24 protein-coding genes are annotated in these 24803 nt (G+C 73.0%); 13 read left to right on the forward strand and 11 right to left on the reverse strand.

The window, feature by feature from the left end; translation table 11 throughout:
• Positions 1-31: 31 nt before the first annotated feature.
• From ACGF0J_RS32305 to ACGF0J_RS32315, 3 genes are all read right to left on the reverse strand, one after another.
• Complete coding sequence (locus tag ACGF0J_RS32305) at positions 32-244, reverse strand: hypothetical protein (protein ID WP_393151973.1); 213 nt, start codon at positions 242-244, stop codon at positions 32-34.
• Between the two features lie 96 nt (positions 245-340).
• A complete protein-coding gene (locus ACGF0J_RS32310) occupies positions 341-670 on the reverse strand; it encodes a DUF3140 domain-containing protein (RefSeq protein WP_393151975.1) in 330 nt (109 codons plus the stop codon).
• 29 nt (positions 671-699) lie between these two features.
• Positions 700-1362, reverse strand: a complete 663-nt coding sequence (locus tag ACGF0J_RS32315) for a response regulator (RefSeq protein ID WP_393151977.1) — start codon at positions 1360-1362, stop codon at positions 700-702.
• A 193-nt stretch (positions 1363-1555) separates the two neighbouring features.
• Between ACGF0J_RS32315 and ACGF0J_RS32320 the strand changes: the two genes are divergently transcribed.
• Positions 1556-2740: an RNA-guided endonuclease InsQ/TnpB family protein gene (locus ACGF0J_RS32320; protein WP_393151979.1), complete on the forward strand. Its 1185-nt coding sequence runs from the start codon at positions 1556-1558 to the stop codon at positions 2738-2740.
• Positions 2741-2790: 50 nt separating this feature from the next.
• Here ACGF0J_RS32320 and ACGF0J_RS32325 read toward each other — a convergent pair whose 3' ends face one another.
• The gene (locus ACGF0J_RS32325) at positions 2791-3912 is read right to left on the reverse strand and encodes a sensor histidine kinase (RefSeq protein ID WP_393151981.1); all 1122 of its coding nucleotides are present in this window, start codon (positions 3910-3912) and stop codon (positions 2791-2793) included.
• Positions 3913-3997: 85 nt separating this feature from the next.
• Positions 3998-4582, reverse strand: a complete 585-nt coding sequence (locus tag ACGF0J_RS32330) for a hypothetical protein (protein ID WP_393151983.1) — start codon at positions 4580-4582, stop codon at positions 3998-4000.
• Between the two features lie 593 nt (positions 4583-5175).
• Here ACGF0J_RS32330 and ACGF0J_RS32335 point away from each other — a divergent pair.
• The 4 genes from ACGF0J_RS32335 to ACGF0J_RS32350 all read left to right on the forward strand — a co-directional run bounded on the left by ACGF0J_RS32335 (position 5176) and on the right by ACGF0J_RS32350 (position 8971).
• On the forward strand, positions 5176-7089 hold the full coding sequence (locus tag ACGF0J_RS32335; RefSeq protein ID WP_393151985.1) for an ABC transporter ATP-binding protein: 1914 nt from the start codon (positions 5176-5178) through the stop codon (positions 7087-7089).
• 285 nt (positions 7090-7374) lie between these two features.
• Positions 7375-7737, forward strand: a complete 363-nt coding sequence (locus ACGF0J_RS32340; protein WP_393151987.1) for an RNHCP domain-containing protein — start codon at positions 7375-7377, stop codon at positions 7735-7737.
• A complete protein-coding gene (locus ACGF0J_RS32345) occupies positions 7737-8138 on the forward strand; it encodes an RNHCP domain-containing protein (RefSeq protein WP_393151989.1) in 402 nt (133 codons plus the stop codon). The genes ACGF0J_RS32340 and ACGF0J_RS32345 overlap by 1 nt, the downstream gene beginning before the upstream one ends.
• A 98-nt stretch (positions 8139-8236) precedes the next feature.
• Entirely contained in the window at positions 8237-8971 is a 735-nt protein-coding gene (locus ACGF0J_RS32350) for a dienelactone hydrolase family protein (protein WP_393151991.1), read from the forward strand.
• 55 nt (positions 8972-9026) lie between these two features.
• On the opposite strand, the gene ACGF0J_RS32355 is transcribed toward ACGF0J_RS32350, so the two are convergent.
• Positions 9027-9779 (reverse strand): DUF429 domain-containing protein, encoded by a 753-nt coding sequence (locus ACGF0J_RS32355; protein ID WP_393151993.1) that lies wholly within the window; start codon positions 9777-9779, stop codon positions 9027-9029.
• Positions 9780-9916: 137 nt separating this feature from the next.
• Here ACGF0J_RS32355 and ACGF0J_RS32360 point away from each other — a divergent pair, with 137 nt between their 5' ends.
• The 6 genes from ACGF0J_RS32360 (at position 9917) to ACGF0J_RS32385 (ending at position 15699) form a co-directional block, all read left to right on the forward strand.
• On the forward strand, positions 9917-10576 hold the full coding sequence (locus ACGF0J_RS32360) for an allophanate hydrolase subunit 1 (RefSeq protein WP_393151995.1): 660 nt from the start codon (positions 9917-9919) through the stop codon (positions 10574-10576).
• A complete protein-coding gene (locus tag ACGF0J_RS32365) occupies positions 10576-11457 on the forward strand; it encodes a biotin-dependent carboxyltransferase family protein (RefSeq protein WP_393151997.1) in 882 nt (293 codons plus the stop codon). The genes ACGF0J_RS32360 and ACGF0J_RS32365 overlap by 1 nt, the downstream gene beginning before the upstream one ends.
• A gap of 38 nt (positions 11458-11495) precedes the next feature.
• On the forward strand, positions 11496-12287 hold the full coding sequence (locus tag ACGF0J_RS32370) for a putative hydro-lyase (protein ID WP_393151999.1): 792 nt from the start codon (positions 11496-11498) through the stop codon (positions 12285-12287).
• 71 nt (positions 12288-12358) lie between these two features.
• Positions 12359-12880 (forward strand): AAA family ATPase, encoded by a 522-nt coding sequence (locus ACGF0J_RS32375; RefSeq protein ID WP_393152001.1) that lies wholly within the window; start codon positions 12359-12361, stop codon positions 12878-12880.
• 193 nt (positions 12881-13073) lie between these two features.
• Positions 13074-15044 (forward strand): hypothetical protein, encoded by a 1971-nt coding sequence (locus ACGF0J_RS32380; RefSeq protein ID WP_393152003.1) that lies wholly within the window; start codon positions 13074-13076, stop codon positions 15042-15044.
• A 37-nt stretch (positions 15045-15081) separates the two neighbouring features.
• Complete coding sequence (locus ACGF0J_RS32385) at positions 15082-15699, forward strand: TetR/AcrR family transcriptional regulator (RefSeq protein ID WP_393152005.1); 618 nt, start codon at positions 15082-15084, stop codon at positions 15697-15699.
• Here the strand turns inward: ACGF0J_RS32385 and ACGF0J_RS32390 are convergent.
• On the reverse strand, positions 15683-16084 hold the full coding sequence (locus ACGF0J_RS32390) for a hypothetical protein (protein WP_393152007.1): 402 nt from the start codon (positions 16082-16084) through the stop codon (positions 15683-15685). The two genes, ACGF0J_RS32385 and ACGF0J_RS32390, sit on opposite strands and share 17 nt — an antisense overlap.
• Positions 16085-16177: 93 nt before the next feature.
• Positions 16178-17086 (reverse strand): HNH endonuclease, encoded by a 909-nt coding sequence (locus tag ACGF0J_RS32395; protein ID WP_393152009.1) that lies wholly within the window; start codon positions 17084-17086, stop codon positions 16178-16180.
• 157 nt (positions 17087-17243) lie between these two features.
• Between ACGF0J_RS32395 and ACGF0J_RS32400 the strand changes: the two genes are divergently transcribed.
• Both ACGF0J_RS32400 and ACGF0J_RS32405 read left to right on the forward strand, forming a co-directional pair.
• Positions 17244-17714 (forward strand): hypothetical protein, encoded by a 471-nt coding sequence (locus ACGF0J_RS32400; RefSeq protein ID WP_393152011.1) that lies wholly within the window; start codon positions 17244-17246, stop codon positions 17712-17714.
• A 225-nt stretch (positions 17715-17939) separates the two neighbouring features.
• On the forward strand, positions 17940-19055 hold the full coding sequence (locus tag ACGF0J_RS32405; RefSeq protein ID WP_393152013.1) for a DUF6461 domain-containing protein: 1116 nt from the start codon (positions 17940-17942) through the stop codon (positions 19053-19055).
• Between the two features lie 407 nt (positions 19056-19462).
• Here ACGF0J_RS32405 and ACGF0J_RS32410 read toward each other — a convergent pair whose 3' ends face one another.
• Genes ACGF0J_RS32410 through ACGF0J_RS32420 form a run of 3 tightly spaced genes read right to left on the reverse strand, consistent with a single transcriptional unit; the run spans position 19463 to position 24803 of the window.
• Complete coding sequence (locus tag ACGF0J_RS32410; protein WP_393152015.1) at positions 19463-21445, reverse strand: hypothetical protein; 1983 nt, start codon at positions 21443-21445, stop codon at positions 19463-19465.
• Positions 21442-22563: a VWA domain-containing protein gene (locus ACGF0J_RS32415; protein ID WP_393152018.1), complete on the reverse strand. Its 1122-nt coding sequence runs from the start codon at positions 22561-22563 to the stop codon at positions 21442-21444. The genes ACGF0J_RS32410 and ACGF0J_RS32415 overlap by 4 nt, the downstream gene beginning before the upstream one ends.
• Positions 22560-24803, reverse strand: coding sequence for a DUF5682 family protein (locus tag ACGF0J_RS32420; protein ID WP_393152020.1), 2244 nt, complete (start codon positions 24801-24803; stop codon positions 22560-22562). Before ACGF0J_RS32420 ends, ACGF0J_RS32415 begins: the two co-directional genes overlap by 4 nt.

Here is a 24803-nt window from a genome sequence, read left to right on the forward strand (position 1 = left end):
GCGATCACCTGGGGGCCCGGGAGCGGCCGGGTCAGGCGCCCCGGAGCCGGTCGAAGAGCCGCAGCGCCGCCTGCCGGACATCGTCGGGCGCCAGCCCGTCGAGCGTCTGCCGGGCCTGGGCGGTGTCGCGGGTGGTGGCCAGCGTGATGGCCACGGACGCCGCCGCCGCGCGGTCCAGCGATCCGGCGGGTGCGGCGTCCGCCAGCTCCTGGGCGCTCGCGGCGAGGTCGAGGTTGTCGGTCAACGGGCCTCCTCGGATGGTGACGGCACGGCCCATTGCATCACCTGGAGTCGTGCCCGATCCACCCATCGTGCCATTCGTGCCGCGAACCGCCCGCAGTCAGGCGGCTCTCAGCGGGTCGTGGCCCACCGAGAGCTGCAGCCGGCGCGACTCGTCGTCGGCCTTGTCGCCGAGCGTCTCGACCAGGTCCACGACCTGGCGCATGGTCTCCAGGTCCTGCCTGGTCAGGTCTCCCTTGCGCTTGCTCAGCACGTGCAGCACGCCCCGGCCCAGCTCGTCCACGCCCAGGTCGGCCTCGGGCGGGAAGCCCTCCTCGCCGGAGGCGTCGGCCAGCAGGTAGGCACGCAGCTCCTCGGAGGTCATGTTCACCACCCGGTGGAACTCCTCCCAGAGCATGTCGGCGTCGTATTCCTCAAGTCCCGTGGTCATGAGGGCCCGCCTACCCGCCGCTTCGCGCCTTACGCACCGGGAACGGTCAGTCCGGACTCGTAGGCGGCGATCACCGCCTGCACCCGGTCGCGCAGCCCCAGCTTCGCCAGCAGGTTGCTGACGTGCGTCTTCACCGTGTGCTCGCTGACCACCATCGCCTCGGCGATCTCCGCGTTGGACAGCCCTCGGGCGATGAGCTGCAACGTCTCGCGTTCCCTGGCGGTGAGCACCTCCAGCACTCCGGCGGCGGCCTGCCGGGGCCGGGCCGCGGGGCCCGCCGCGAACCGCGAGATGAGCCTGCGGGTCACCGTCGGCGCGAGCAGGGCCTCGCCCGCCGCCACGACGCGGACGGCGCTCACCAGCTCGTCGCGGCGCACGTCCTTGAGCAGGAACCCGCTGGCGCCCGCGCGCAGCGCGTCGTAGACGTAGTCGTCGTGGTCGAACGTGGTCAGCATGAGCACCCGGCAGCCGGTCTCCGCTGACACGATCCTGGCCGCCTCGATGCCGTCCATCCGCGGCATGCGGATGTCCAGCAACAGCACGTCGGGGTCGTGCTCGCGCACGGCCGCCACCGCCGCGACCCCGTCGTCCGCCTCGGCGACCACGTCGATGTCGGGCTGGGCGTCCAGGATCATCGCGAACCCGCCCCGCACCAGCTCCTGGTCGTCCGCCACCACGATGCGCACGCTCACGGCCACACCCTTCCCATCAGAGCCTCCCGAGGGGACCGGCGACTTTAGCCGCCGGGGGAATCGGGAGCGGGAGGGCCGTCAAGGCCCGAGCGTGCCGTGACCTGTCGGGTCTGCGCATCACGGGTCTCCTTCCGGTTTTGGTCGGTGCCTGCCGGTACCGTGGTCGCGTCGTTACCGAGCGTGGGAGGTGGGTGTGCGCAGGTCGTTCAAGTTCCTGCTGCGCCCCACCAGCAGGCAGGCCGCCGCGCTCGCCGCTTGCCTGGAGGATCACCGAATCCTGTACAACGCCGCGTTGGAGCATCGGCGCACCGCCTACGCCAGGGCCGGGGTGAGCGTCGGCTACGGCGATCAGTCGGCGGAACTGAAGCACATCCGCGCCGAAGATCCAGATGGTCAGGGCCGGTGGTCGTTCTCCTCCCAGCAGGCCACGCTGCGCCGCATGGACAAGGCGTTCCGGGCGTTCTTCGACCGCGTCAAAGCCGGGCGCACGCCCGGGTTCCCGCGTTTCAAGGGGCGGGGCTGGTTCGACACGGTGGAATGGCCCAGGGACGGCGACGGCTGCCGGTGGGACTCCCAACCCGAGCATCCGGCCGCCACGTTCGTGCGCCTGCAGGGCGTCGGCCACGTCCGGGTGCACCGGCACCGGGCCGTGAAGGGCCGGGTGAAGACGATCGCCGTCAAGCGCGAGGGCTCCCGCTGGTACGTGGTGCTGTCGTGTGACGAGGTGCCCGCGCAGCCCCTGCCCGCCACGGGTGCGGTCGCGGGGATCGACCTGGGTGTCGCCTCGCTGGTCACGACCAGCGACGGCCACCACATCGACAACCAGCGGCACCTGGCCGCCTGCGCCGGCCGTCTCGCATCGGCCCAGCGAGAACTGGCCCGCAAGAAACGCGGGTCCAAGCGCCGCCGTAAGGCCGTGGCCCGGGTGGCGGCGCTGCACGCCAAGGTCCGCCGCCAGCGGGTGGACGGCGCGCACAAGGCCGCGCTCGCCCTGGTCGGCGGCTACGACGTGATCGTGCACGAGGACCTGCGGATCGCGAACATGACCCGCTCGGCGTCCGGCACGATCGACGCCCCCGGCCGTAACGTCGCGCAGAAAGCCGGGCTCAACCGTTCGATTCTCGACGCGGGTTGGGGGGTGTTCCTGACGATCCTCGCGCACAAGGCTGAAAGCGCCGGTCGAGAGCTGATCGCAGTCGATCCCCGCAACACCTCCCGCACCTGCTCGCGCTGCGGGCACTGCGCGAAGGACAACCGTCTCACCCAGGCCGCGTTCGCCTGCACGGCGTGCGGGCACACCGCGCACGCCGACGTGAACGCGGCGATCAACATCCTGAGGGCAGGGCTTGCCCTTCGCCAGGCCGCCCAAGCGGCTTAGCGAGAAGCCGCTCCCTTCAGGGAGCGGAGGAGTCACGCTGTCCTCCCTGTTCACGGCCCCGCCACCGGCAGCCGCACCGACACCAGGAACCCCGGCCCGTCCGGCCGGGGCCCGGCCGTCGCGGTGCCGCCGCAGGCCGCGGCGCGCTCGCGGATGCCGATGAGGCCGTTCCCGCCGGAGGGCAGCCCGTGCCCGGAGCCCCGGCCGTCGTCGGTGATGTCGATCAGGAGGTGGTGGTCCTCCCAGGCGAGGCGGATGTCCGCGTGCCGGGCCCCGGCGTGCTTGACGGTGTTGGTGAGCGCCTCCTGCGTGATGCGGTACGCGGCGACGGCACAGTCCGGGGCGAGCGTCCTGGGCGCGCCGGAGGCGCTGAACCCCACGGCGAGCCCGGCGTTCGACACCTGGCCCGCCAGCGCGGGCAGGTCGTCCACGGTCGGCTGCGGCGTCCGGGGCGCCTCGTCCTCCTTCAGCAGGCCGAGCATCCGCCGGAGCTGTCCCATCGCGTCGCGCCCGGTGGCGGCGATCGCGTCGAAGGCGGCCTCGGCGCGGGCCGGGTCGCTCCTGACCACCACGGGCCCGGCCTCGGCCTGCACGACCATGAGGCTGACCGCGTGGGCGAGGATGTCGTGCATGTCGCGGGCGATCCTGGCTCGCTCCCGCTCAGCCGCGCGTTCGGCCTCCATCCGCCGCTCCCTCTCCAGTCGTTCGGCGCGTTCCTCCAGCGCGGCGGCGTGGGCGCGGGAGATGGCCGCGGCCCGTCCGATGGCGTACGCGGCGACGAACAGCACGACCCCGCGCAGGGCGGTCTCCGAGGAGCCGACCGTCGCGAGGCCGCCCGCGATCGTGAAGGCCAGCATGGTCAGCCGTAGCCGGCGGTCCGAGCGGGAGGCGACCGTGTAGATCGCGACGAGCGCGCCGTACCAGATGGGCTGGCGCGCGACGTGGTCGGCGAGGTCGTAGAGCGCGCCCGCGCAGAGGGTGGCGACGAGGACGACGGCCGGTGCGCGGCGTCGCCACGCCAGCGGCACCGAGGCGGCGACGACGACCAGGTAGCCCCACCAGTCCCAGGGGACTCCGGTGCGCTCGTCCGCCGCCAGCAGCGGCCACATCTGGACGAGGACGATGACGGCGGCGAGCGCCCCGTCCACCAGCGGGGTGGGGAGCGCTCGCAAGCGGCGGAGGACTACGTCGACCAGTGTCGGATGGGGCATGGCGTCCCATCTTTCCGTGAACCGGGCGGCAGCCGGACGCCCGGGCTCACGCATGGGCGGGGATGTGCCTGGGCGCGGGCGAGGAACGGCGGGCCAGCGGCAGGAACGAGACCAGCAGCAGCAGCGCGCCCACGGGGATGAAGTCGCGGTCGATGATCGGCAGCGCGAGGTCGAGCAGCACGAGAAAGGGTGTCCACGCCTTGACCAGGCGGCGCGCGGCGAGGTGGGTGACGAGCATGAGCTGGGCGGCGTAGAAGAGGAACGGGCCGACGTCGTAGACGGCGAGCTGAACGCCCGGCACGGCCTGCACCTGGTCGAACAGCACGCCCATCCCGGCGTGGTCGGCGGCCATGAAGCCCACGACGATGTCGATCACGAACTGGGTGCCCGCGCAGGCGAGGCCCGCGATGCCGATCACGAGGCCGGCGGTGGGCAAGGGGGTGCCACCCAGCATCCGCCTCATCTCCCGAAATATCGGGATGAAGAGCACCAGGGCGGCCAGGAAGGCGAGGTGGCCGGTGGTCCAGGCTAGGCCGGGCCCCCGTTCCCCGTCGAAACCGTCGACGATCCTGAGCAGGCCGTAGGCCAGGATCAGCAGCGGGGCGGCGACGAAGGCGGTGCGGACGTTCATGCGCGATGGCTCCTCGGACGGGGCTGATGTCGTGCCGCAATCCTGGCGTTCGCCCAGGTCCGAGGGGATCGCCGAGCCGGGCGATCTCTCCGCTCCCTCTCAGGAGGGAGTCTCTCGCCCGGCGGGGTGACGTGCAATCCCGGCCGATAGGCGGACGGCCTCGGCGAGGTTACTCCGGAGTTCACTTCATCGGTCGTTCGTCGCACCTGGTCAGAGCCTTGTCGGGCCCGACTCGGCATTCGCGGTAAATGCCGGCCCGGGGTCGGTCGGAGTGGCTCGTCATCCGTCAATCAGGCAGGCATCCCCGCTGGTCGAGCCCGGTGTTGAAGGTTAAACCAACGTATGAGTAAGAACACGTACACGAATATTTGCTGGGCATTTACCGCGAGTGCGCAACCAGGGCCTTTGTCGGCGTGTCCGGTCAAGTCTCATTTAATCACTGGGATTAGTAGTGATTTGTGCGAGTGTGGGTGCTAACGTCCCGTTTTGAAATGAAAGTCCCGATCACGGGGGGAGAGAGCGATGACTCTCAACGGCTTCAAGACAGGTTGGGGCGGCTGCGGCTGCCGGCGTCGCCGTTGCGGCGGATGTGGATGGGGAGGTGGCTGCGGACGCCGCTGGTGGGGCGGCGGCTGGGGCGGCTGGGGCGGCCGCCGGGGTTGGTGGTGGTAGAAGCCCCCAGTGAGAGCCGGCGGGCCACCCGCCGGCTCTCGCTCTCCGCCAGGGGCCGGCCGGACCGGGCAGCGCTCGCGCCGGCCGTCTCCGTTCGCCGGACCTTCGGGGAGTTCTGGCCGGACACGCGGGGGCTGCGCTGGCTGTTCGTGGTCGGCGCGACGTTCGCGATCGTGGCAGCCCTGTGCGAGGTCGCCGCGATCGCCCTGTTCGGGCGCATCACCGACGAGGTGCTCGCGACGCGTGACCTGGGGGCCTTCTGGCAACCCGCGCTGACCTGGCTGGGCCTCGCGGCGCTGGCCGGAGCAAGCGCCTTCGGCGGCGCGTACGTCACCGCCCTCGCGGCCGAACGGTTCCTGCTGAAACTGCGCGACCGGATCTACGCCCACGTCCAGACGCTGTCGCCGGACTACTTCGAGAACCGGAAGCTGGGCGACCTGATGGCCCGGCTCACCGACGACATCGAGTCGATCGAGCAACTGGTGGGATCGGGACTGGTCAAGGTGCTCACCACCGTGGCCAGCGTCGTCTTCTTCGCCGGAGCCGCCTTCTTCGTCCGGTGGGACCTCGCGCTGATCACGATGGCGCTGATCCCCTGCTTCCTCGTGGTGTCGAAGGTGTTCGCCGGCCGGTTCAGGACCGCCGCCGCCAGCGAGCGGCTCAGCAACGGCGCGATGAACAGCGTCATCGAGGAGAGCCTCGCCAACCAGTCGCTGGTGCAGGCCTACAACCGCCAGACCACCGAGTCCAGGCGGCTGCACGACGAGGGGCGCGGCTGGCTGCGCGCCAACATGTCGCAGGCCCGCCTGTCCGGTCTGTACGGCCCGATCGTGCAGGTCATCGAGACCGTCTGCATGATCGTCATTCTGGGCTTCGGCGCCTGGGAGATCGCCGCCGGCCGGCTCACGCTGGGCGGTCTGCTGGCCTTCGCCGCGTACCTGGCGCTGCTCTACCCGGCCGTGCAGAGCCTGGGCGAGATCGCGCTGTCGGTGTCGGAGGCCGCGGCCGGCTCCGACCGGGTCATGGAGGTGCTGCGGGCACAGCCGTCCGTCACCGACCGCCGCACCGCCATCACCCTCGTCTCACGCAGCCGCGGGCACGTCGAGTTCGAGGACGTCGGCTTCACCTATCCGGGCCGCAGGAGGCCGACGCTCCAGCACGTGTCCTTCTCCGCCGCGCCGGGCGAGCTCATCGTCTGCACCGGACCGAGCGGGGCCGGCAAGTCGACCATGGCCAAGCTGCTGCTGAGGTTCTACGACCCGGACACGGGGCGCATCCTGCTCGACGGCGTGGACATCCGCGACCTCACCCGGGCCTCGCTCCGCGACAACATCACCATCCTGCACCAGGAGAGCATGCTGTTCTCCGGCACGGTGCGGGAGAACATCGCCTACGGCCGCCCGGGGGCCTCGCTCGACCAGGTGATCCGCGCAGCGGAGCTGGCGGGCGTGCACGACTTCGTCAGCACGCTGCCCCGAGGGTACGAGACGCCGGTCGGGCAGCGCGGCAGGCTCCTGTCCGGCGGGCAGCGGCAGCGCATCGCCATCGCCCGCGCGCTGGTACGCGACGCGCCGGTGCTCGTGCTCGACGAGCCGATGACCGGGCTGGACGAGGTGACGGCCGCGCGCGTCATGGAGCCGCTGCGGCGGCTCATGGCCGGGCGGACCACGATCCTCATCACCCACGACCTGCGGCACGTGCCGCAGGGGGCCCGCTCCGTCGAACTGGAGCCGGTCACGCGTCCGGACCGCATCAGGCTCACCCGGATGGGCGCCCGCGTCCGCCACCACCGTCCGCAGGACGGCCGTGCCAGGAGCGGCGTCCTCACCGAGTGACCGCACCCTGAAAACCGTTGGCGACCGCGAGCGGCGGATTGTTACGCTCGCGGTCGTCCCGTCGTCTACGCCGTGGGTGGCCCCGCGCCCCCTGGAGAGTGGTGGTTTATGACCCTGCCCGCGCCCGGCGCGCCTCGCCTCACCGTGGGCCCGTCCCACCGCCGTCGTCCCTGACGGCCGGACCGCCCACCGTGTCACGCCTGCCCGGTCACGTCTGACCGCGCGAGGCCCGCTCGGGCTTCCTTGCTGCTCACGAGTACGTCTTCCGGCAAGGAGTAACCCAGGGTGTCCACCGACGACAAGACCCGTACCATCACCGATACCTTTCCGTGCGTCCGCTGCGGGCTGACCGTCACCGCGGTCGCCCCCGACGGAAGCCGGCGCAACCACTGCCCGAGCTGCCTGCACTCCCTGCACGTCCTCGACCGGGTCGAGGGCGGGCCGTCGGACTGCCGGTCCCGGATGAACCCGATCTCCATCGCGGTGCTGCGCAGCGGCGGCTGGATGGTCATCCACCGGTGCGCCCGCTGCGGCGAGCTCACCTCCAACCCGATCGCGGGCGACGACAACCAGCTCATCCTCATGCGGATGGCGGTGCGCCCGCTGGCCCAGCCGCCGTTCCCGCTGGAAGCGTTCGGAGACCTGTGATGCCGCGCCGCAAACCGGCCCCGAGCCGGCCGCAACGGCGCAAGGACCCGCGGCGGGATGAGCCCCGCGAGGCGTTCCGGTGCGTCGGCTGCCGGCTCGACGTGCCGGTCGCCGCGCCGGGCACGGCGCACCGCAACCACTGCCCGCACTGCCTGACCAGCCTGCACGTCGACGACCGGGTGCCCGGCGACCGGCGGGCGGGCTGCCGCGGGCGCATGGCGGCGTTCAGCGTCACCGTGCGCGGCGACGGCGAGTGGCTGATCATCCACCACTGCGAGGCGTGCGGCGTGCTGAGCGCCAACCGCATCGCGGGCGACGACAACGCGCTCGCCCTGCTGCGCATCGCCATCCGGCCGCTGTCCGACGGCCGGATGCCCGTCAGCGCCCTGCTGGCGCTGTAGGAGCGGCGGGAGGACAAGGGCGTACGCTGAAGAAGTCAGCAGGTCGCGAGGGTGCGGGCACCCTCGCGACCCACCTGGGTGCGCCCGACGGGACGGCCATGACAGTCGCCGAGGAGAGCCTGCGCGTCCCCGTGACCGACGTGGTCCTGGACGCCGACGTCGCCGTGCCCGACCGGCCGAGGGGCGTGGTGCTGTTCGCCCACGGCAGCGGCAGCGGGCGCCACAGCCCGCGCAACCGCTACGTCGCCGCCCACCTCCAGGCGGCCGGCCTGGCGACCGTGCTGGCCGACCTGCTCACGCCGGCCGAGGAGCGGCGCGACACGGTGACCCGCGAGCTGAGGTTCGACATCGGCCTGCTGGCCGACCGGGTGACCGAGCTGATCGACTGGGCGGTGGCCGCCGACTGGAGCCCGGCGGGCACGCCCGCCCGGGAAGCAGCGGACGGCACGCCCGCCCGGGAAGCAGCGGACGGCACGCCCGCCCGGGAAGCAGCGGACGGTGCGCCCGCCATCGGGCTGTTCGGCGCGAGCACCGGCGCGGCGGCCGCGCTGGTGGCCGCCGCGCGCCGCCCAGGCGTGATACGGGCGGTCGTGTCCCGTGGCGGCCGCCCCGACCTGGCCTGCGACGTGCTGCCCCGGGTGAGCCAGCCCACGCTGCTCGTCGTCGGCGGCAACGACACGGTGGTCATCGAGCTGAACCGGCAGGCGGTGCGACTGCTGGCCGGCGAGGCGCGCGTGGAGATCGTGCCGGGCGCGTCCCACCTGTTCGAGGAGAAGGGCGCCCTGGAGGAGGTCGCCCGCCTGGCGTGCGACTGGTTCCTCACCCGACTGTGACGAGCCGTCCTCGCCTGGCTGCGACTTGTTTTCGCCCGGCTGTGACGAGCTGTCCTCATCCGGCTGTGACGAGCCGGTCCAGTGGCGCGGTCGGCAGGGCGATCCAGCCCTCGGTGGCGGCCACGCCGGCCTGCTCCTCCGCCGGCGCGGTGACGAGGCCGAGGGCCGCGGCGCGGGCCACGAGCGCGCAGACGACGGCGTCGGCGGTGTCGTCCGAAGCGCGGACCACCCGCTCGTCCCCGCCCGGGTCCAGCCACGGCGCCGCCTCCAGCAGCCGGTCCACGAGCCGGCCGAGCGCCGCCAGGTTGGCGGCGCGCTTGTACCCCCGGTGCGGCAGCCCCCACCCCTTCAGGGCGGCCGCCGGGTAGACCTCCACCACGGCCCCGCCGCCCCGCCGGTCCACCGCCCGGCCGTGCCGCGCCAGTGCGGCGAGCAGCCCGGCGCACCGCATGGTGGCGTGCCCGATGCGGTCGGCCGACACGCTCAGCGGGGTCAGCCCGGTCTGCTCGTGCACCACCTGGTCCGTGACGCGGAGCGCCAGGTCCCGCCGCCAGGCCCGGCCCGCCAGCCCTTCGGGCACCCGGACGTGCCCGGCCCGGTGCGCACTGACGAAGTCGACGAACCGGTCGGGCCAGCCGAGCGGGCAGTCGAGCCCCGTCTTGGCGGCGCCCAGCACGGCTTGGACCACCAGGTCGTCGTCCGCCCCGACCGCCACGCGGGTGAGCCGGGCGTGGCCCACCCCCCACTCGACCCAGGCCACCGCGGTGCGGGCCGCCTCCGCAGCCAGATCGACGCCGACCGTCAGCATCCCTTCACGATACGCGGAAGATCCCCGCGGCCCCGGTCCGCGAGTTGACCCTTCGCCTGGACGTGCTGAACCGCCACGTCTGTGTCACCTACCGCAAACCTCTTGTCTGATCGTTCAACAATACTTAAGTTGAACGTATGGACATGTCGCAGGCGCCGGAGGGAACGCGGCGCGAGGGCGACCCGAAGCGGGCGGTACGCCGCTACGGGGACACCGCGCTGCTGGTCGAGCTCGACACGCCGACGGACGTCGTCGCCCTGTACGAGGCACTGACCGCCACACCCGTGCCGGGCGTCACCGACGTCCTCCCGGCGGCGCGCACCCTGCTGGTCCGCTGCGACTCGCCCGCCCGGCTGGGCGCCGTCGAGGCGGCGATCCGCGCCGCCCGCCCCACCGCCGGACGGCCCGCCGCCGCCGGGGCGCTGACCATCCCGGTCGTGTACGACGGCGCCGACCTGGCCGCCGTGGCCCGGCTGACCGGCCTGACCGAGCGGGAGGTGGTGACCGCCCACACCGGGACGCCGTGGACGGTGGCGTTCTGCGGATTCGCCCCGGGGTTCGGCTACCTCGTCGGCGGCGACCCTCGCCTCGCGGTGCCACGCCGCCCGGAACCACGCGTCCGCGTGCCGGCCGGGTCGGTGGCGCTGGCGGCCGAGTTCAGCGCCGTTTACCCGAGGGAGTCGCCCGGCGGCTGGCGGCTCATCGGCCGCACCACGCTCGCGGTGTGGGACCTGCGGGCCGACCCGCCCGCCCTGCTGCGCCCCGGCACCCGCGTCCGGTTCACGGAGGTCCGGTGATGGGTGACCCGCGCCTGCTGGAGGTGCTGGCCTCCGGCCCCATGACCACGGTGCAGGACCTCGGCCGGCCCGGCCACGGCCACCTCGGCGTCGGCCGGTCCGGCGCGGCCGACCGAGGCTCCCTGCGGCTCGCCAACCGGCTGCTGGCCAACCCCGAGGGCGCCGCCGCCCTGGAGATCACGCTGGGCGGGCTGCGGGTGACCGCCCACGGCGACCTCCTCGTGGCGCTCACCGGCGCCCCCTGCCCGGCCACCGTCACCGGCCGCGACGGCGGCAAACGGCAGCTCGGCCACAACGCCGTCGAACCGCTGCCCGACGGCGCCACCCTCCGGCTCGGCGTGCCCGGCCGCGGCCTGCGCACCTACCTGGCCGTACGCGGCGGACTCGACCTCCCGCCCGTGCTCGGCTCGCTGGCCACCGACACGCTCGCCGGTCTCGGCCCGCCACGGCCCGTCCAGGGCACCCTGCTGCCGGTCGGGCCGCCACCGGCGACGTTCCCGGCGCTCGACCTCGCACCCGTCGCCGACCCTGCCTGCGGTGACGTGCTCCTCCACGTGCTCGCCGGGCCGCGCGACGACTGGTTCACGCCCGGAGCGCTCGCCCGGTTGTGCGCCGAGCCGTACCTGGTGACCACCGACAGCAACCGGGTCGGGATGCGGCTGCGCGGGCCGGCCCTGGAGCGCGCCAGGAGCGGAGAACTTCCCAGCGAGGGCGTGGTACCCGGCGCCCTGCAGGTGCCGCCGTCCGGGCAGCCCACGCTGTTCCTCGCCGACCACCCCCTCACCGGCGGCTACCCGGTGATCGCGGTCGTCTGCTCCCGCGACGTCGACCGGGCCGCCCAGGCCCGGCCCGGCCAGCGCGTACGTTTCCGGCTCATCTGAACGTCTTCGCCTCATCCCATCGGTGGAAGGACCGCGACATGACACCACCCCCCGACCCCGCACGGCTCACCCCGCGCGAGGCCCGCGCACTGTTCCGCGCCGGGCTCGTCACGCCCACGTCCGGCTGGTCGGCCGGCTGGACGCAGGCCAACCTCATCGCGCTGCCGAAGGACCGCGCGTACGACTTCCTGCTGTTCGCGCAGCGCAACGCCCAGGCCTGCCCGGTGCTGGACGTCACCGAGCCCGGCGACGTTGCCGCGTCGATCTTCGACGGCGACCTGCGCACCGACCTGCCCGCCTACCTCGTGTACGAGCACGGCGAGCCGGTCGCGGAGACGGCCGACGTCACCTCCGCCTGGCGCGACGACCTGGTCTGCTTCCTCCTCGGCTGCAGCTTCACCTTCGAGGCGGCGCTGATCGAGGCCGGCGTGCCGGTACGCCACATCGAGGCCGGCACCAACGTGCCCATGTACCGCACCGACCGGGCCTGCCGCCCCGCCGGCGAACTGTCGGGCCCCCTGGTGGTGACGATGCGGCCCGTCCCCGCCCCCCTCGTCCCGGCCGCGGTGCGCGTCACCTCCCGCTACCCGGCCGTGCACGGAGCCCCCGTCCACGTGGGAGACCCGTCCCAGCTCGGCATCGCCGACCTGGACAGGCCCGACTTCGGCGACCCCGTCGAGGTGCGGCCGGGGGAGCTGCCGGTCTTCTGGTGCTGCGGGGTGACGTCCCAGGCGGCGGTCATGCGCTCGCGGCCACCGTTCGCCATCAGCCACGCCCCCGGCTCCATGGCGATCACCGACGTCCGCGACAGCACGTACGCGGTGCCCTGACACCGGCGAACCACTTCGGCGCCGGCAGGAACGCGCTTCAGCCGCACCCACCGGCCGCTACCCTTCCGGGGGTGCGCCCCCATCACGCCTCGACCCGGCTGATCGTGCTACGAGGCAACTCCGGGTCCGGCAAGACCACCGTCGCGCACGCGGCGAGGGCCGCCCACGGCCGCAGGGGCCTGGCCATCGTCAGCCAGGACGTGGTGCGCCGGGACATCCTGCGGGAGCGCGACCTGCCCGGCGGCACGAACATCGGCCTCATCGACACCATCACCCGCTACACCCTCGGCCACGGCCACCACGTCATCCTGGAGGGCATCCTCGCCGCGAGCAGGTACGGCCCCATGCTGCGGGCGCTGCGCGACGACCACGCCGGCAGATGCCACTTCTTCTATCTCGACGTGCCGTTCGAGGAAACCCTGCGCCGGCATGCCACCAGGCCGCAGAGCAGTGGCTTCGGGCCGGCGGAGATGCGGCAGTGGTACCAGGCGGGTGACCTGCTGCCGGGCGGCTTCGAGGCCGTGGTCGGCGAGAGTTCGTCACTTGCCGAGACGGTGCGCCAAGTCCTGTCCGTGGCGGGGCTTGCGGACTGACCTGCGGCGATCCCGCTGCGGAAATCCCCGTTGCGCGCCGTACGGCCGGTCACGCATCCTCGTAACCCCGAAGCCGAGCCGAGCCGAGGAGGGCCACCCGCACGTCCGGCTCTCCCGGGCGACCCCCGGCTGCCGCGCGACCGGAGGCGATACGCTTCGTGCGACGCAGCCGAGACCCACCCCGGAGCCGAGTATGAGGACCTGGTTCGAGCCGGACGAGGAGGGGGAGTTCGAGGCGGTCAGGGCATTGCTGGTCCGCCGCTGCCTCACCTGGGCCGACGAGCGCCGCCTGCCGGCCGACGGCGTGATCCTGGAGGCGGCGCTGGAGTCGCGCCACCGCAGCCGCGACGGGCGGCTGTGCCACTGGGAGACCCGGCAGGTGCGACGCTTCCTGCTGGAGTGGATCCCCCACCACCTGGTCGCCTCCCGCGAGGTGCTGGACCGTGCCCCCGGCAGCTTGACGACGTTGTTCCGCTACCTGGCCGAGACCGGGCTGCGTGATCCGCGGGGCGCCACGCCCGCCGAGCTGGAGGCGGCCGTGGCCGCGACCGCGGCCGAGTACGCGGCCGCGCTCGACGATCCCGGCCGGCAGAGCGTCGGGACGTTCTGGGCGCGGACGGCGCTCGACCACGGGGTGGATCTCACTGACGGCAGGGCCGTGGCGAGGTTCCGCCGCGACATCGACGCGGGACGGGTCGCCTACGACGCCGACCTGCTCGACACCCTGGTGATGGCCCGCTTCTTCGAGTCCGGGCCCGACGAGGAACGGGCGTTCCCGCAGCCGCCCATGACCCTGCCGCCGGCCGCGGAGCTCACCGCCGCGGCGGCGCGCAGCGAGGTCGTACGGCAGTTGGCGGCCCTGGCCGACTGGACGGGCACCGGCGGGCGAACGCTCACCGGCGCCGGTAACCTCCGCCTGGCCGACGCCCGCGAGCTCGCCGCCCTGCTCGACACCGGCGAGCAGGACCTGCGCGCCCGCAGCGCGGCGGAGCTGCCGAAGGTCGGGCTGCTGCTCGCCTGGGCGAGGGCGGCGCGCCTCGTCCGGGTGAGCAAGGGCCGCCTGCTCCAGGTGGCGAAGGCGGCACCGCTCCTGCGCGAACCGGAGCGGCTGTGGTCGCGCGCGTTCGAGGCCTTCTTCGACCTGGGCGCCGTGATCGGCACGCCCCGCTCGCCGCTGGCCCGCCTGTTCGACGAGGTCGTCGACGACGTGCTGTGCTCCGTGTACGGCATGCCGGCGCCCATGCCCGTGGCCCGCCTGACGGAGCCGGTCCTGCTGGCCTGCGAGGACTACCTCGGCTTCGATGACGAGGCGCGGCGCGACCAGACGCTCCGGGGCCTGGCCTCGACGTTCGAGGCCCTGGCGGCGCTGGGCGTCGTCGAGCTGAGCCACGGCGTGGCCGACGAGCTCTACTCCAGCGACCTCGACGCCGACGAGCACGAGCTGCCGCCCGACGCCCGGGCCCGCCTGCGCGCTCGGCTGGCCGAGCCGGGCCCCCTCGTCGCGTTGACCCCGCTGGGCGTCCGCGCCGTGCGCGACCGGATGCTCGCCGCGGGGCGGGACGCCCCGCTGCTCGGTGAGCTGGCCGGGGCGGCGCCGGCCGAGCTGCTGGGCGTGCTCGCCCAGCACTACCCTGAGGAGCCGGCCGAGGAGGAGCTGCGCCGCTGGCTGGCCGCCAACGGCGGGAGCGTGGAGCCGCTGCTGGACGCCGTGCGCGCCTGCCCGTTCCGCTCCCGCGCCGCCGCCATGCTCGACACCCTGGTGCAGTCGCGCGCCGACGGCCGCGAGCTGCTGGCCCGCCTGCGGGACGATCGCGCGCTGGGGCCCATCGCCCTGACGGCCCTCGTGGATGCCGGTGAGTTGCGCCCGGACGAGCTCACCGCGCGGGAGCAGCTCTCGCTGATGACCGAAGGACTGCTCAACCTCCTTGAGGTGGGCGGTCCGCACCAGGTCGTGGCCCAGCTCACGGAGGTGGCGGGCAGGGAGGCGTCCGCCATCATCGAGGCGGTGGCGAACTCTGACCATCCGGCCGACGTGGCCGTGGCCGAACTCCGCAGCCTGGTGTCCGTGCCGGCCCGCCCCCGGCGGCACCGGCTGCGCATGTCGGACGGCCACGCGCCGGGCAGCCGGGGCCGGCCCGGCGGCCGCGGGCGGCGACGGCGGTGACGCGCCGCTGCCCCGCACTCCGCATATAGTAAGTCAGGTGACTGACTCGAAGGGTTCCCGGACGAAGACGGCCGGCTCCAAGCGCCGGCGGCTGATGGCCGCCACCGCCCAGGTCGTCCACCAGCAGGGCGTCGAGCGCACCACCATCGCCGACATCGCCCGCGCCGCCGACGTGCCGGTGGGCAACGTGTACTACTACTTCAAGACCAAGGACGAGCTCGTCGCCGCCGCGCTCGACGAGCACGCCCGCCACCTGCGGACGCTCACCGACGACCTCGACCGCCTCGCCGACCCGCGCGAACGGCTCAAAGGCCTCGTCCGGGCCTGGGTCAGCCGGCGCGACGTCGCCGCCCGCTACGGCTGCTCCACCGGAACGCTGGCCGTCGAACTGGACAAACGCCCCGAAGGCGGCCTCGACGTGGAGGCAGGCAAGGTCATCCGGCTGCTGCTCGACTGGGCCGAACGGCAGTTCGCCGCACTCGGCCTGCCGGACCCGGGCGGGCTCGCCCTCACCCTGGTGGGCGCGTACCAGGGCATGTCCCTGCTCGCCAACGCCCTGCGCGACCCCGGCGTCATGACCAGCCAGGGCGACCGCCTCCTCGCCTGGCTCGACTCCCTCGGGGAAGCCGCGAGCGGCGTCAGCCGCCCTGGGTGAAGACGGTCCGCTGCTTCGAACACCCGCCGGTGGGCCGCTTCGAACTGCCGCGGCACACCTGCACCCTGATCTGCAGCACGCTCCCGTAGTCCCTGCGGAACGTCCCCACACCCGGCGTGCAGTTGTAGAAGCCGTACGTCTTCCAGCGACCGTTGCCGGCGTCCTGGGCCCGCAGCACGGCCCAGGCGCACCCCTTGCCGCGGGTGTCCTCCAGGTTGCCGTACACCACATGACCGAACTGGCTGACCGCGACCTTCCCCCAGGCGGCGGCCATGCCGTCGGCGGAGTGCACGGTCCGCCACTTCCAGACGGCCGGGGTGGCCGCGGCGGGCGTGGCCACGGTCAGTGGCAGGACGACGACGGCGAACAGGGCGAGCAGACGCATGAGGTACTCCGGAACGAACCGCGAATCGGACACCCCTAGAGATAGACCCCACCACTTGCGACCCGCTTGGAACCCGCTGCCCCGTTCCGCCCCCTAACCGGCGGTACGGAACCGTTCGTAGCGCTCCTCAAGCAACTCCCGGTCCGGCCGGTCGGCCCGCCGGCCGGGCACCACGATCCGCAGGGCGTGCATCTCCTGCAGCCCGTGCTTGAGCATCGGCCCGTCGACCTCCTCCAGGATGTCGGCCCGCACCTCGATGACGTGGTCGGGCCGGACGCCGAGGATGTCCTGGTCGTACGCCGCATGGTGAATCTTGCACAGCGCCAGACCGTTGGAGATGGCCGGGACGCCGCGCGTCTCGCGCTCGGGGATGATGTGGGCGGCGTCCAGGAGCACCTGATGCCGCAGGCGACACACGGCGCAACTGCTCCCGTACGCCTGGATCACCCGCTGGCGGAAGACCGGCTGGTGGAGGCGCTGCCGAGTGATCCGCTCCGAGTACCGGCGTTCGATGGGACTCATGGGGCCCTCGGTGAGCAGGTGCCGCTGCGCTTCGTCGAGCGCCACGGCGATCTGGGACCGCTCCGCCTCGACGGTGACGATCCAGACCGGGAAGAACGGCAGGAACAGGCCCTGCTTGATGCCGAAGAACCAGATGAGGGGCACCTTACGCTCGAACGCGACCCGCAGTCCCTCATTGGTGTAGTGCCGGGGATTGTCCTGGAACTTGTACCGCAGGAAACCGTCGTCTCCCACGGCGTCCTCGTAGGGCGCGCGCGCTCCGTCGGAGGTGTACGTCGTCAGGATGGACAGGGCGGCGGCCATGCCCTGCGGCTTCCTGATGCCCAACTGGTTGTCGATCAGCGGGAAGGCCCGCCCCTCGAACCGGAACCCGAGCAACTCGTCACGCCGGACAACGGGATCGTCCGGCGTGCACCGCTGTCGCAGCCACGCCATGGCCGCCGCCCGTACGCGGTCGTCCAGGTCGTCGCCGAGCGGCATGATCACACCATGTGTTCTATACGTTCGCCGGCCACTCCGCCACCCCGCCGGCACGCGACCGTCCGGATCCGGTCGGGATCGGACGGCTGTCGCATGCGATCACCTCGCTCACCGTTCGTCCTGACATGACCGCACGATCTCCCTACACTGGCCGACCGTGGACTGGATCGAGCGGGTCGCCGAGATCCGGCGCTGGACCAGAGGCGGCGAGCGGGCACCGCACAAGCCGCTCCTCCTGCTGTACGTCCTGGGCCGTTTCCAGCGACACGGCAACCGGCCCATCCCGTTCAGCGCCGCCGAGGCCGAGCTCAGGAAACTGCTCAAGGAGTACGGGCCGCCCCGCGACACCAGCCCCGGCTACCCGTTCCACCACCTGACGAGCGACGGCCTGTGGCTGGTCGACACCCGCCATGGCCCGGGCAGCCCCGGTCCGGAGCTCGGCCGGCTGCGTGACAGCCAGGCCACCGGCCGCCTCCACCCCGACGGCCGGTCGCAGGCCTCCCGCGACATGGTGCTCGCCCTGACGGGCCGCGAGGCGCGGGAGCCCCAGCCAGGTCTGGAGCCGGTCGCCCCGGGCCACATCGCCTGGCACGGCCGCCAGGTCTTCCGCACACCGCCCCGCAACTGACCTCACCGCCTCTGGCCCGCACCAGGACGCGCCAGTCGTCGATGAGCGCGCCTTCGGGAAGGGAGCATTAGGCGCTGTACTTCGAAGAGATCCCCGATTCCGAGGCCGCAGTATCGATGGGTCGACAATCCCATCGATCCCCACCGATCATCGAATCGATCGGTGACCAGCCTCCGGCACAGGCCTCGGCCTCTGCCGGAGGCCCAGGTGTACGGACGAGAGGTTATGAGCGACAACGCGGACATCGAGAACGTCTTTCCCGACCCGGTGGGCCTCGTGTGGATGAAGGGCATCGCGGCCGACGAGGCCCTGCGCGCCATCGGCGCCGACCCCGCCGGCGAGGTGGTGAACGCCGATTGGAGCCAGGTCCAGGCGACGCCCTGGAACTCCGATGACGAGAGCGGCGAGAACAAGACGCCCGGGCGGACGGCGCTGTTCGCGGTGGAGGGCGAGGGGACGGTTCTGATCGAGCCGATGTCCTGTGTGGGCGCCGACACGGCGCTGCTACGGTCTCTGACCGCCTCAGGCGGAGAGGCGCTGGGTCTGAGCTGGACCGTCAACCTCCACGTCACGGTCACCTTCGCCGCTCGCGGGGTGATCCTGGCCAGGTTCGACCCGATGGAGCTGTTCGCCGCCACCGGAGACGACCCGGACGCCGTCGCCGGTTGGCTGGACTCCCTGCCAGTGACCGCTGCCGAATGGCACAGCGACGGCAAGGCTGCCGCCTTCACACTGGGGGAGCGCCTGTCCGGCATCCGCATCGACCGCGCGTGGCTGGCGCGCCGCCATCGGCTCGTACTCCCGTCCGCTTCCACGTCACGCCCCGCGCTCTTCCTCGACAAGCAGATGCGTCAACTCGCCGCCGCCGATCCGCGGATCGCCGCGCTGGCCGCCGACCCAGGACCGGACAAGCTGCCGGAGATCATCCGCATGGCCGTGGACCTGGCACTGCGCACCACCGGCCTCGACGGAGAGACCGTGGACGAGGCCCTCGCCCTACTGGCCACCGGCGAGCGAGGCGCCGCCGCCGCTGCGGCGCGCGAACGGCTCAGGACCCTGCACACGACACTGCGTCAGGAAGCCCAGGCCGCGTACGAGCGGTCCGCAGCGACGGGCTTCGCCGTACCAGGCCACGACACGGAGGTCGGCCGGCTCATGCTGCGGCAGGAAGCGGTCGAGACACTACGGCACGCGCTCGACCCCGATCCGGAGCAGGCCGCTTCCCACGCACTGGACCGAGCGGCAGCCACCCACCTGAGCCAGGAGAACGGCGACTTCCTCCGCCACCGCACCCTCACCGCGATCCAGCACTACATCGTCCACGGCGAGAACTGGCTGTAACCGGACAACCCATGACGACGGGAAACCGGCTGAAGTCGTCGGCCCAGCGTAGAAGGGGACCAGCGTAGCCGGACGTCGCCGGCGGCTCATCGAGGTGCTGGCGAGCGCATCCCAGCACCGCCCAGACACGTAGGCGTCCGGGTGCTCGCCCACGTTGCCCCAGACCCGCCACACGCGGACCAGCGCGGTCTGGAGCAGGTCCTCCGCCTGCGCCCAATTCACGGCAGAGCAGGTACGCGGTTCGTAACAGTCGTGGCGACCGCGCCTCGACATGTGCCACGAAATCCGACTTGTCCCGCATCAGCCGCGCCCTTCCCGTCGTACCGGCTCCCGTTATGACCCGCTGGAACCCGCCAACGGTTGCCCACCAACGTCAGGCCTCGACCGGCGCGGAGGGCCGGATCCGGTCAGGTCATGTCCAGGGCCACCTCCAGGCGCAGGTAGGCGTCGATCCAGGTCTGCTCGACCGCCTCGCCCGAGTCCTGGAAGCGCGCCGCCGCGAACGCCGTGACGGCCTGGGCGATGCGGTGGAGCCCGAGCGTGGTCAGCCGTCGCGCGGCGGTGTCGAGGCGGGCGTCGTAGGTCGGCGGCAGGTGGGACAGGCCGTGGTGGGCCGCCTCTGCGAGCAGCCCGCGGGTGTCGATCAGTACGGAGGTCAGCGGGCCGTGCTGGTCGACCTCGGCGACCGCGAGCGGGCCGCTGCCTCCGGCGGGTTGCAGGTCGGGTACGACGACACGGCCCCCGGCGGCCAGGCCGATGGGGTCGATGACGACACCGCCCGCGGTACGCCCGGCCACTCCGCTGACGAAACGCAGCTCGCCTTCCTCCCCGGCGAGTACGGAGGCCAGCGAGTCGAGGCGGCCGGGGGCGGCACCGGTGTGGGTGGCGGTGACGGTGGCGGTGTTGCCTGCCTGGTCGGCGATGAGGGCGTCGAGGCGCTGGTCGCCGGCGGCGTAGGTCATGGCCACCACGTGGGAGACGGCGACGACGCGTACCAGCTCCGCTTCGACGCGCGGGCGGATGGGCCGGAGCGTGAGCGCGTCGAGTTCGCGGCCGAGCGCGGCGAGGTCGGTCACCAGCAGGGACGGCGAGAGCTCACCCCAGTCGCCACGCGACGGGCTGACCGTCGTCTTGGAGATCCGCCCGGTGGCCAACCGCACGGTACGGCTGGCGCTGCGGACGGCGGATTCCGTGACGAGGTTGCCTGTGGCCAGGACGGCCAGTGTCGAGCCGGCGATGCGTCGCCAGGCCGGCGCGGCGCCGTCGTCGCCGTCCCATTCGCGGCGGAGTACCAGGACCATCGCGCTGTCGCTGTGGGCCAGGTAGATCTCGGCGATCCGCCGGTCGCCGAGGCTGCGGATCCGGCAGCCCAGGCTCTCCAGCCGGGCCCGGCGCAACGGGGTCTCGGCGGCCTCGGTGGTGCCGAGCACGCTGCTGCGGAGGGTGGCGCCGGGGCGGGTCACGGCCCGGTGCCGGGCGTGGAGCTCGGCGAGGTGGCTCGCGAGCAGCTCGGGACGGTAGTGGGCGCTGCGGTCGCGGTAGGCGGCCAGCTGCTCGGCGAGGTCGCCGACGGCCAGCAGCGGCCAGCGCGATCCGGCGGCGTCCAGATGGCGCTGTACGTCGGCGATGGTGGCCTCGAACCCCTGGCCGAGGTGCGCCGCACCTTCGCGCAGGACCGTGCCGGCCAGCCCGAGGGCCCGCTCCAGTCCGGATCCGGCACCGGTTCCGGCTTCGCCGCCGACGTCGACCCGTACCTCCCGCATCCCGGGATGCAGCTCGTCGGCCACCCGGAACGCCCACACGGCGAGGGCGATGACGTCGTCGCGGCTGCCCGCGACGACGTCGGTGTGGACGAAACCGAGGTCGCCGGGGATCAGGAAACGCACGGTCGCGGTGGCGAGCTCGACCTGCGGCGCGGGATCGGTGGCGGTGGCGCGGCGCACGCGGGCGGTGTATCCGGTCTTCTCGGTACGGCGAGCGGCGGTCATCAGGCGGGCGCCGATCCTGGCGGTCAGCTCGTCGTCGCTCACCTGCCCCGGCGACCAGGCGGGGGGTTCCGGGTCACGGCCCTCAGCCTGCGCCTGGTCGCCGGTCCCGGCAGGCGGCCCGTCGGCGATCTCAGCGGCAGGTCCGGCGTGCTGGTGCTGGTAGGCGAGCACCACCCCGACGACATGCCGGCAGACCCCGGTGGCGCCGCACGTGCAGCGGGCCGCGTCGAGCCCGCCGGATGGCAGGCTCGCGGTCGGTCCGCCTGCGAAGTGGCCGTGCACGGTCCCGTCGGCGTCGGCACGCAGGTCCGGCGCGGCTTCCTTGCCCGCCCGCTTGACCAGGCCGCGGTTGGTGAGCGCGGCGAGGGCGTCCGTGGTGAGCCCGAGCAGATCCGTTCTCATCGGCCCACGTGCTCCGCGACGAAGGACGCCAGCTCGCCGGGGGTCATCGCGCCCACGTACGCCCCGGCGTCGGCCAGGCGTTGCGCGAGTTGCCGGTCGTAGGCGGGGTTGGCCTGCTCATCCAGGGCGGCGAGGCCGAGGACCTTGCTGCCCTGCTCGACCAGGTCACGCACGATGCGTACCAGCCGGTGGGGATCGCCGCCCTCGTAGAAGTCGGAGATCAGCACGACGATGGCCCGCCGCGGCCGGTCCACGAGTCCGGCGCCGTACGCCGCCGCGCGGGCGATGTCGGTGCCGCCGCCGAGCTGGACCTTCATGAGCAGTTCCACGGGGTCGTCCACGTCGAGGGTCAGGTCCACCACGTCGGTGTCGAACGCGACCAGGTGGGTGCGTACGCCGGGCAGGCCCCACAGGCAGGCCGCGGTGACCGCCGAGTGGATCACCGAGTCGGTCATCGAGCCGGACTGGTCGACGAGCAGGATCACCTGCCACTGTTCGAGGTGGCGGCGGGTGCGGGAGAAGAACAGCGGGGTCTCGATCACGATCCTGCCGGTGTCGGGCTGGTAGCGGCCGAGGTTGGCGCGCAGGGTCCTGACCATGTCGAAGTTGCGAGCCAGCCGCATCCGGCCCGGTCGCCGTGCTCTGGTGCCCGAGAAGGCGCTGCGCACCTCGGTGGCGAGCTTCTCCATGAGCTGCCGTACGACCTGCTCCACGATGCGCCTGGCCAGCCGCAACACCTGCGGGTTCATCAGGTGTTTGGTGTGCAGGACGGCCTTGAGCAGCGCGGGGTTGGGCTCGATGCGCGCGAGCACGTCGGGGTCGGTGACGAGGTCGTGGATCTCGTAGCGTTCGACGGCGTCGCGTTGCAGGCGTTCGACGGTCTCCTTGGGGAACAGGCGGGTGATGTCATCGAGCCAGTCGAAGGTGGTCAGGGCAGACGGGCCGCTCCCGGCCTGCCGCCGCACGCCGCGCCTGCGCAGGTCCTCGTCGCGGCCGTACAGCCAGTCCATGGCGGCGTCGCGGCCGGCGGCCTCCTCGCCGAGTCGCCCGCCACCGAGGCAGGCGCCGCCGGCCTCGCCCAGCAGCAGGCGCCACCGTACGAGGGTGGGGTCGGTCATGGCGTGATCAGTCCCTCCCGGCGCAGTGCCGCGTCGACTCGTTCGTCCAGTGCCATACCTGCGGCCACCAGTTCCGGCGCCGCCTCCAGCCGCATCAGGTCCCACGCGGACGCACCCGCGCCGGAGCGCAGTTCGACCAGCCGGGTGGCCATGAGGCGCCGCTCGCGGGGCGGGAAGTAGCCGAACGCCTGGCGCAGCGCCGGCAGGGCCACCAGGAAGTCATGGTCGCTCATCGCCGCGACCAGCTCGTCGAGCAGCTCCAGCATGCCGCCGGTGTGCAGGACCTCCTCCCGGGCGAGCGCGAACAGCCCGGCCAGCCAGTCGCCGGCCGACGCGGGGACGAACGCGCCGCGTACCGCCCGTGCGGGGTCCGCGGCGGCGCCGCGCAGTGACCAGCCCAGCCCGAGTGACGCTCCGCGCAGGTCGGGCGGCGCGTCCTGGCAGGCGGCGATGCGGTCGGCGACGCCCAGCGCCGCGTCCACGTCCAGGCCGAGCGGCGGGCCGGCGTGCCTGAGCGCGTCGCGTACGGCGGCCATGGCGTCGATACGCTGCGGATCGGCGGGTACGGGCCCGCCGAGCACGCCTTCGGCCAGCCACAACGCCCGGAAGGTGGCGGCCCGCACCACGGTGCCCAAGGTGGTGCTGCCTCTGGTGTCGAACAGGTCGTCGTGACGCCACATCGCCAGGGTGACGGTGAGGGTGCGGCCCAGCGAGCCGAGGTCGGCCGCCGCGACGATCGCCCGCGCGAGGTCGTCGAGCACCTGCCCCGCCAGCTCGCCGATGCCGCACAGCGCGGCGTCGAACAGCACGTCGGCCAGCTGGTCCAGGTCGGCGTCCCTGATCCGCTCGGCGAGTACGGAGGCCGCCGCCTCCTGCGGGTCCACGCCGTACCCGCCTGCCTCGATCAGGGCGGGCAGGCGGTCGTCGGTCTCGGCCAGGGTCCACTGTTCGACCAGCTCGGTGCCGCCCCCGGGGCGGGGCCCCGAGGTGCGGACCACGCCCGGGACGCCCAGGACGCGCAGCCTGTGCAGGAAGCGGCTGCGCTCGCGGTCGGCTTGCCCGCCGAGGTGGAGCCGTTCGTCGCCGGTCCCGCCCAGCTCGGCGAGCACCGCGTGGACCAGCGGCGGCAGCGGGGTCGAGCGGTGCAGGCGGCCTGCCCGGTCACCGCCGAGCGCCGCGATCATCTCCACGACGACCGGATGGTGGCCCGCCTGGAGGGGGCCGCGGGACGCCCAGGGCAACGGGGTCTCGATCGCCTCGCCGACCAGCGCCGTGGCCAGGCCGTCGAGCACGTCGACCCGGGCCGGATGCGAGTGGCCGCGCATCAGCGCGATCCCGTCGGCGGTGGCGCGCGCGGCGATCAGGTCGGCGGTGGACACCGGCTGACGCCGGGCGCGCAGCCTGGCCGTCACCGCCTCGGTGAGCCTGCGGGCGGCTCCGTCCGGGCCGTACTTCCACAGGTCCTGGTAGTAGCCGGGCGACGGCATGCCCGACTGGTAACCGTCGAAGGCGTCCAGTCGGCGGAACGAGTACGGCACCAGGTAGCTGCCGACCGCCGCCCCCTCGGGCGGCTGCGGCACCTCCGGCCAGCTCCGCTCGCCCTGCTCGGCCAGCCGGATCAACGCGGGACGGTGGAAGCCGCCCGTGACCACGACCACCGGCCGCTCGCCCGCGTCGCCGGCGGCCGCCCGGACCCACTGCGCCATGTACGCCTCGCGGGCCGTGTCGTCAGGACCGGCCTCGGTGTCGCCGCGTACGAGGTCGAAATAGGTGGCCAGCCGTTCGGCCAGCCCGTCGGCCGGCTCGATCTCGAACAGGTGGTCCCACAACGCGTCCACGTTGTCCACGGCGAAGGCGCGGCAGAGCCGTCCGGTCACCTCGTCGTAGCGGGCCTCGGCGTCGGCGTAACGGTTGCTGAGGTCCGCCAGCGCGGGATGCCAGGCGGGCAGGTCGATGAAGCGCAGCTCGGCGCCGGCCTCGCGGCCCGCGGTCAGCGCCGCCCACTCCGGGGAGTAGTCGCACAGCGGTGTCCATGAACCGTGGCGCCGCTCATGGTCGCGGTAGCTGGTGTAGACGGCGATCGGCAGCTCGTGGCCGAGCAGGAGCTCGTCCATCCTGTGGTTCATCTCCGCCGGGCCTTCGACCAGCACGTACGCGGGGCGTACGGAATGGATGGTGTCGGCGACCAGCCGGGCACAGGCGGGACTGTGGTGCCGCACGCCGAGGAAGACGACCGTCAT

The organism is Nonomuraea sp. NPDC047897, assembly GCF_043204415.1.
Taxonomy (GTDB): Bacteria; Actinomycetota; Actinomycetes; order Streptosporangiales; family Streptosporangiaceae; genus Nonomuraea.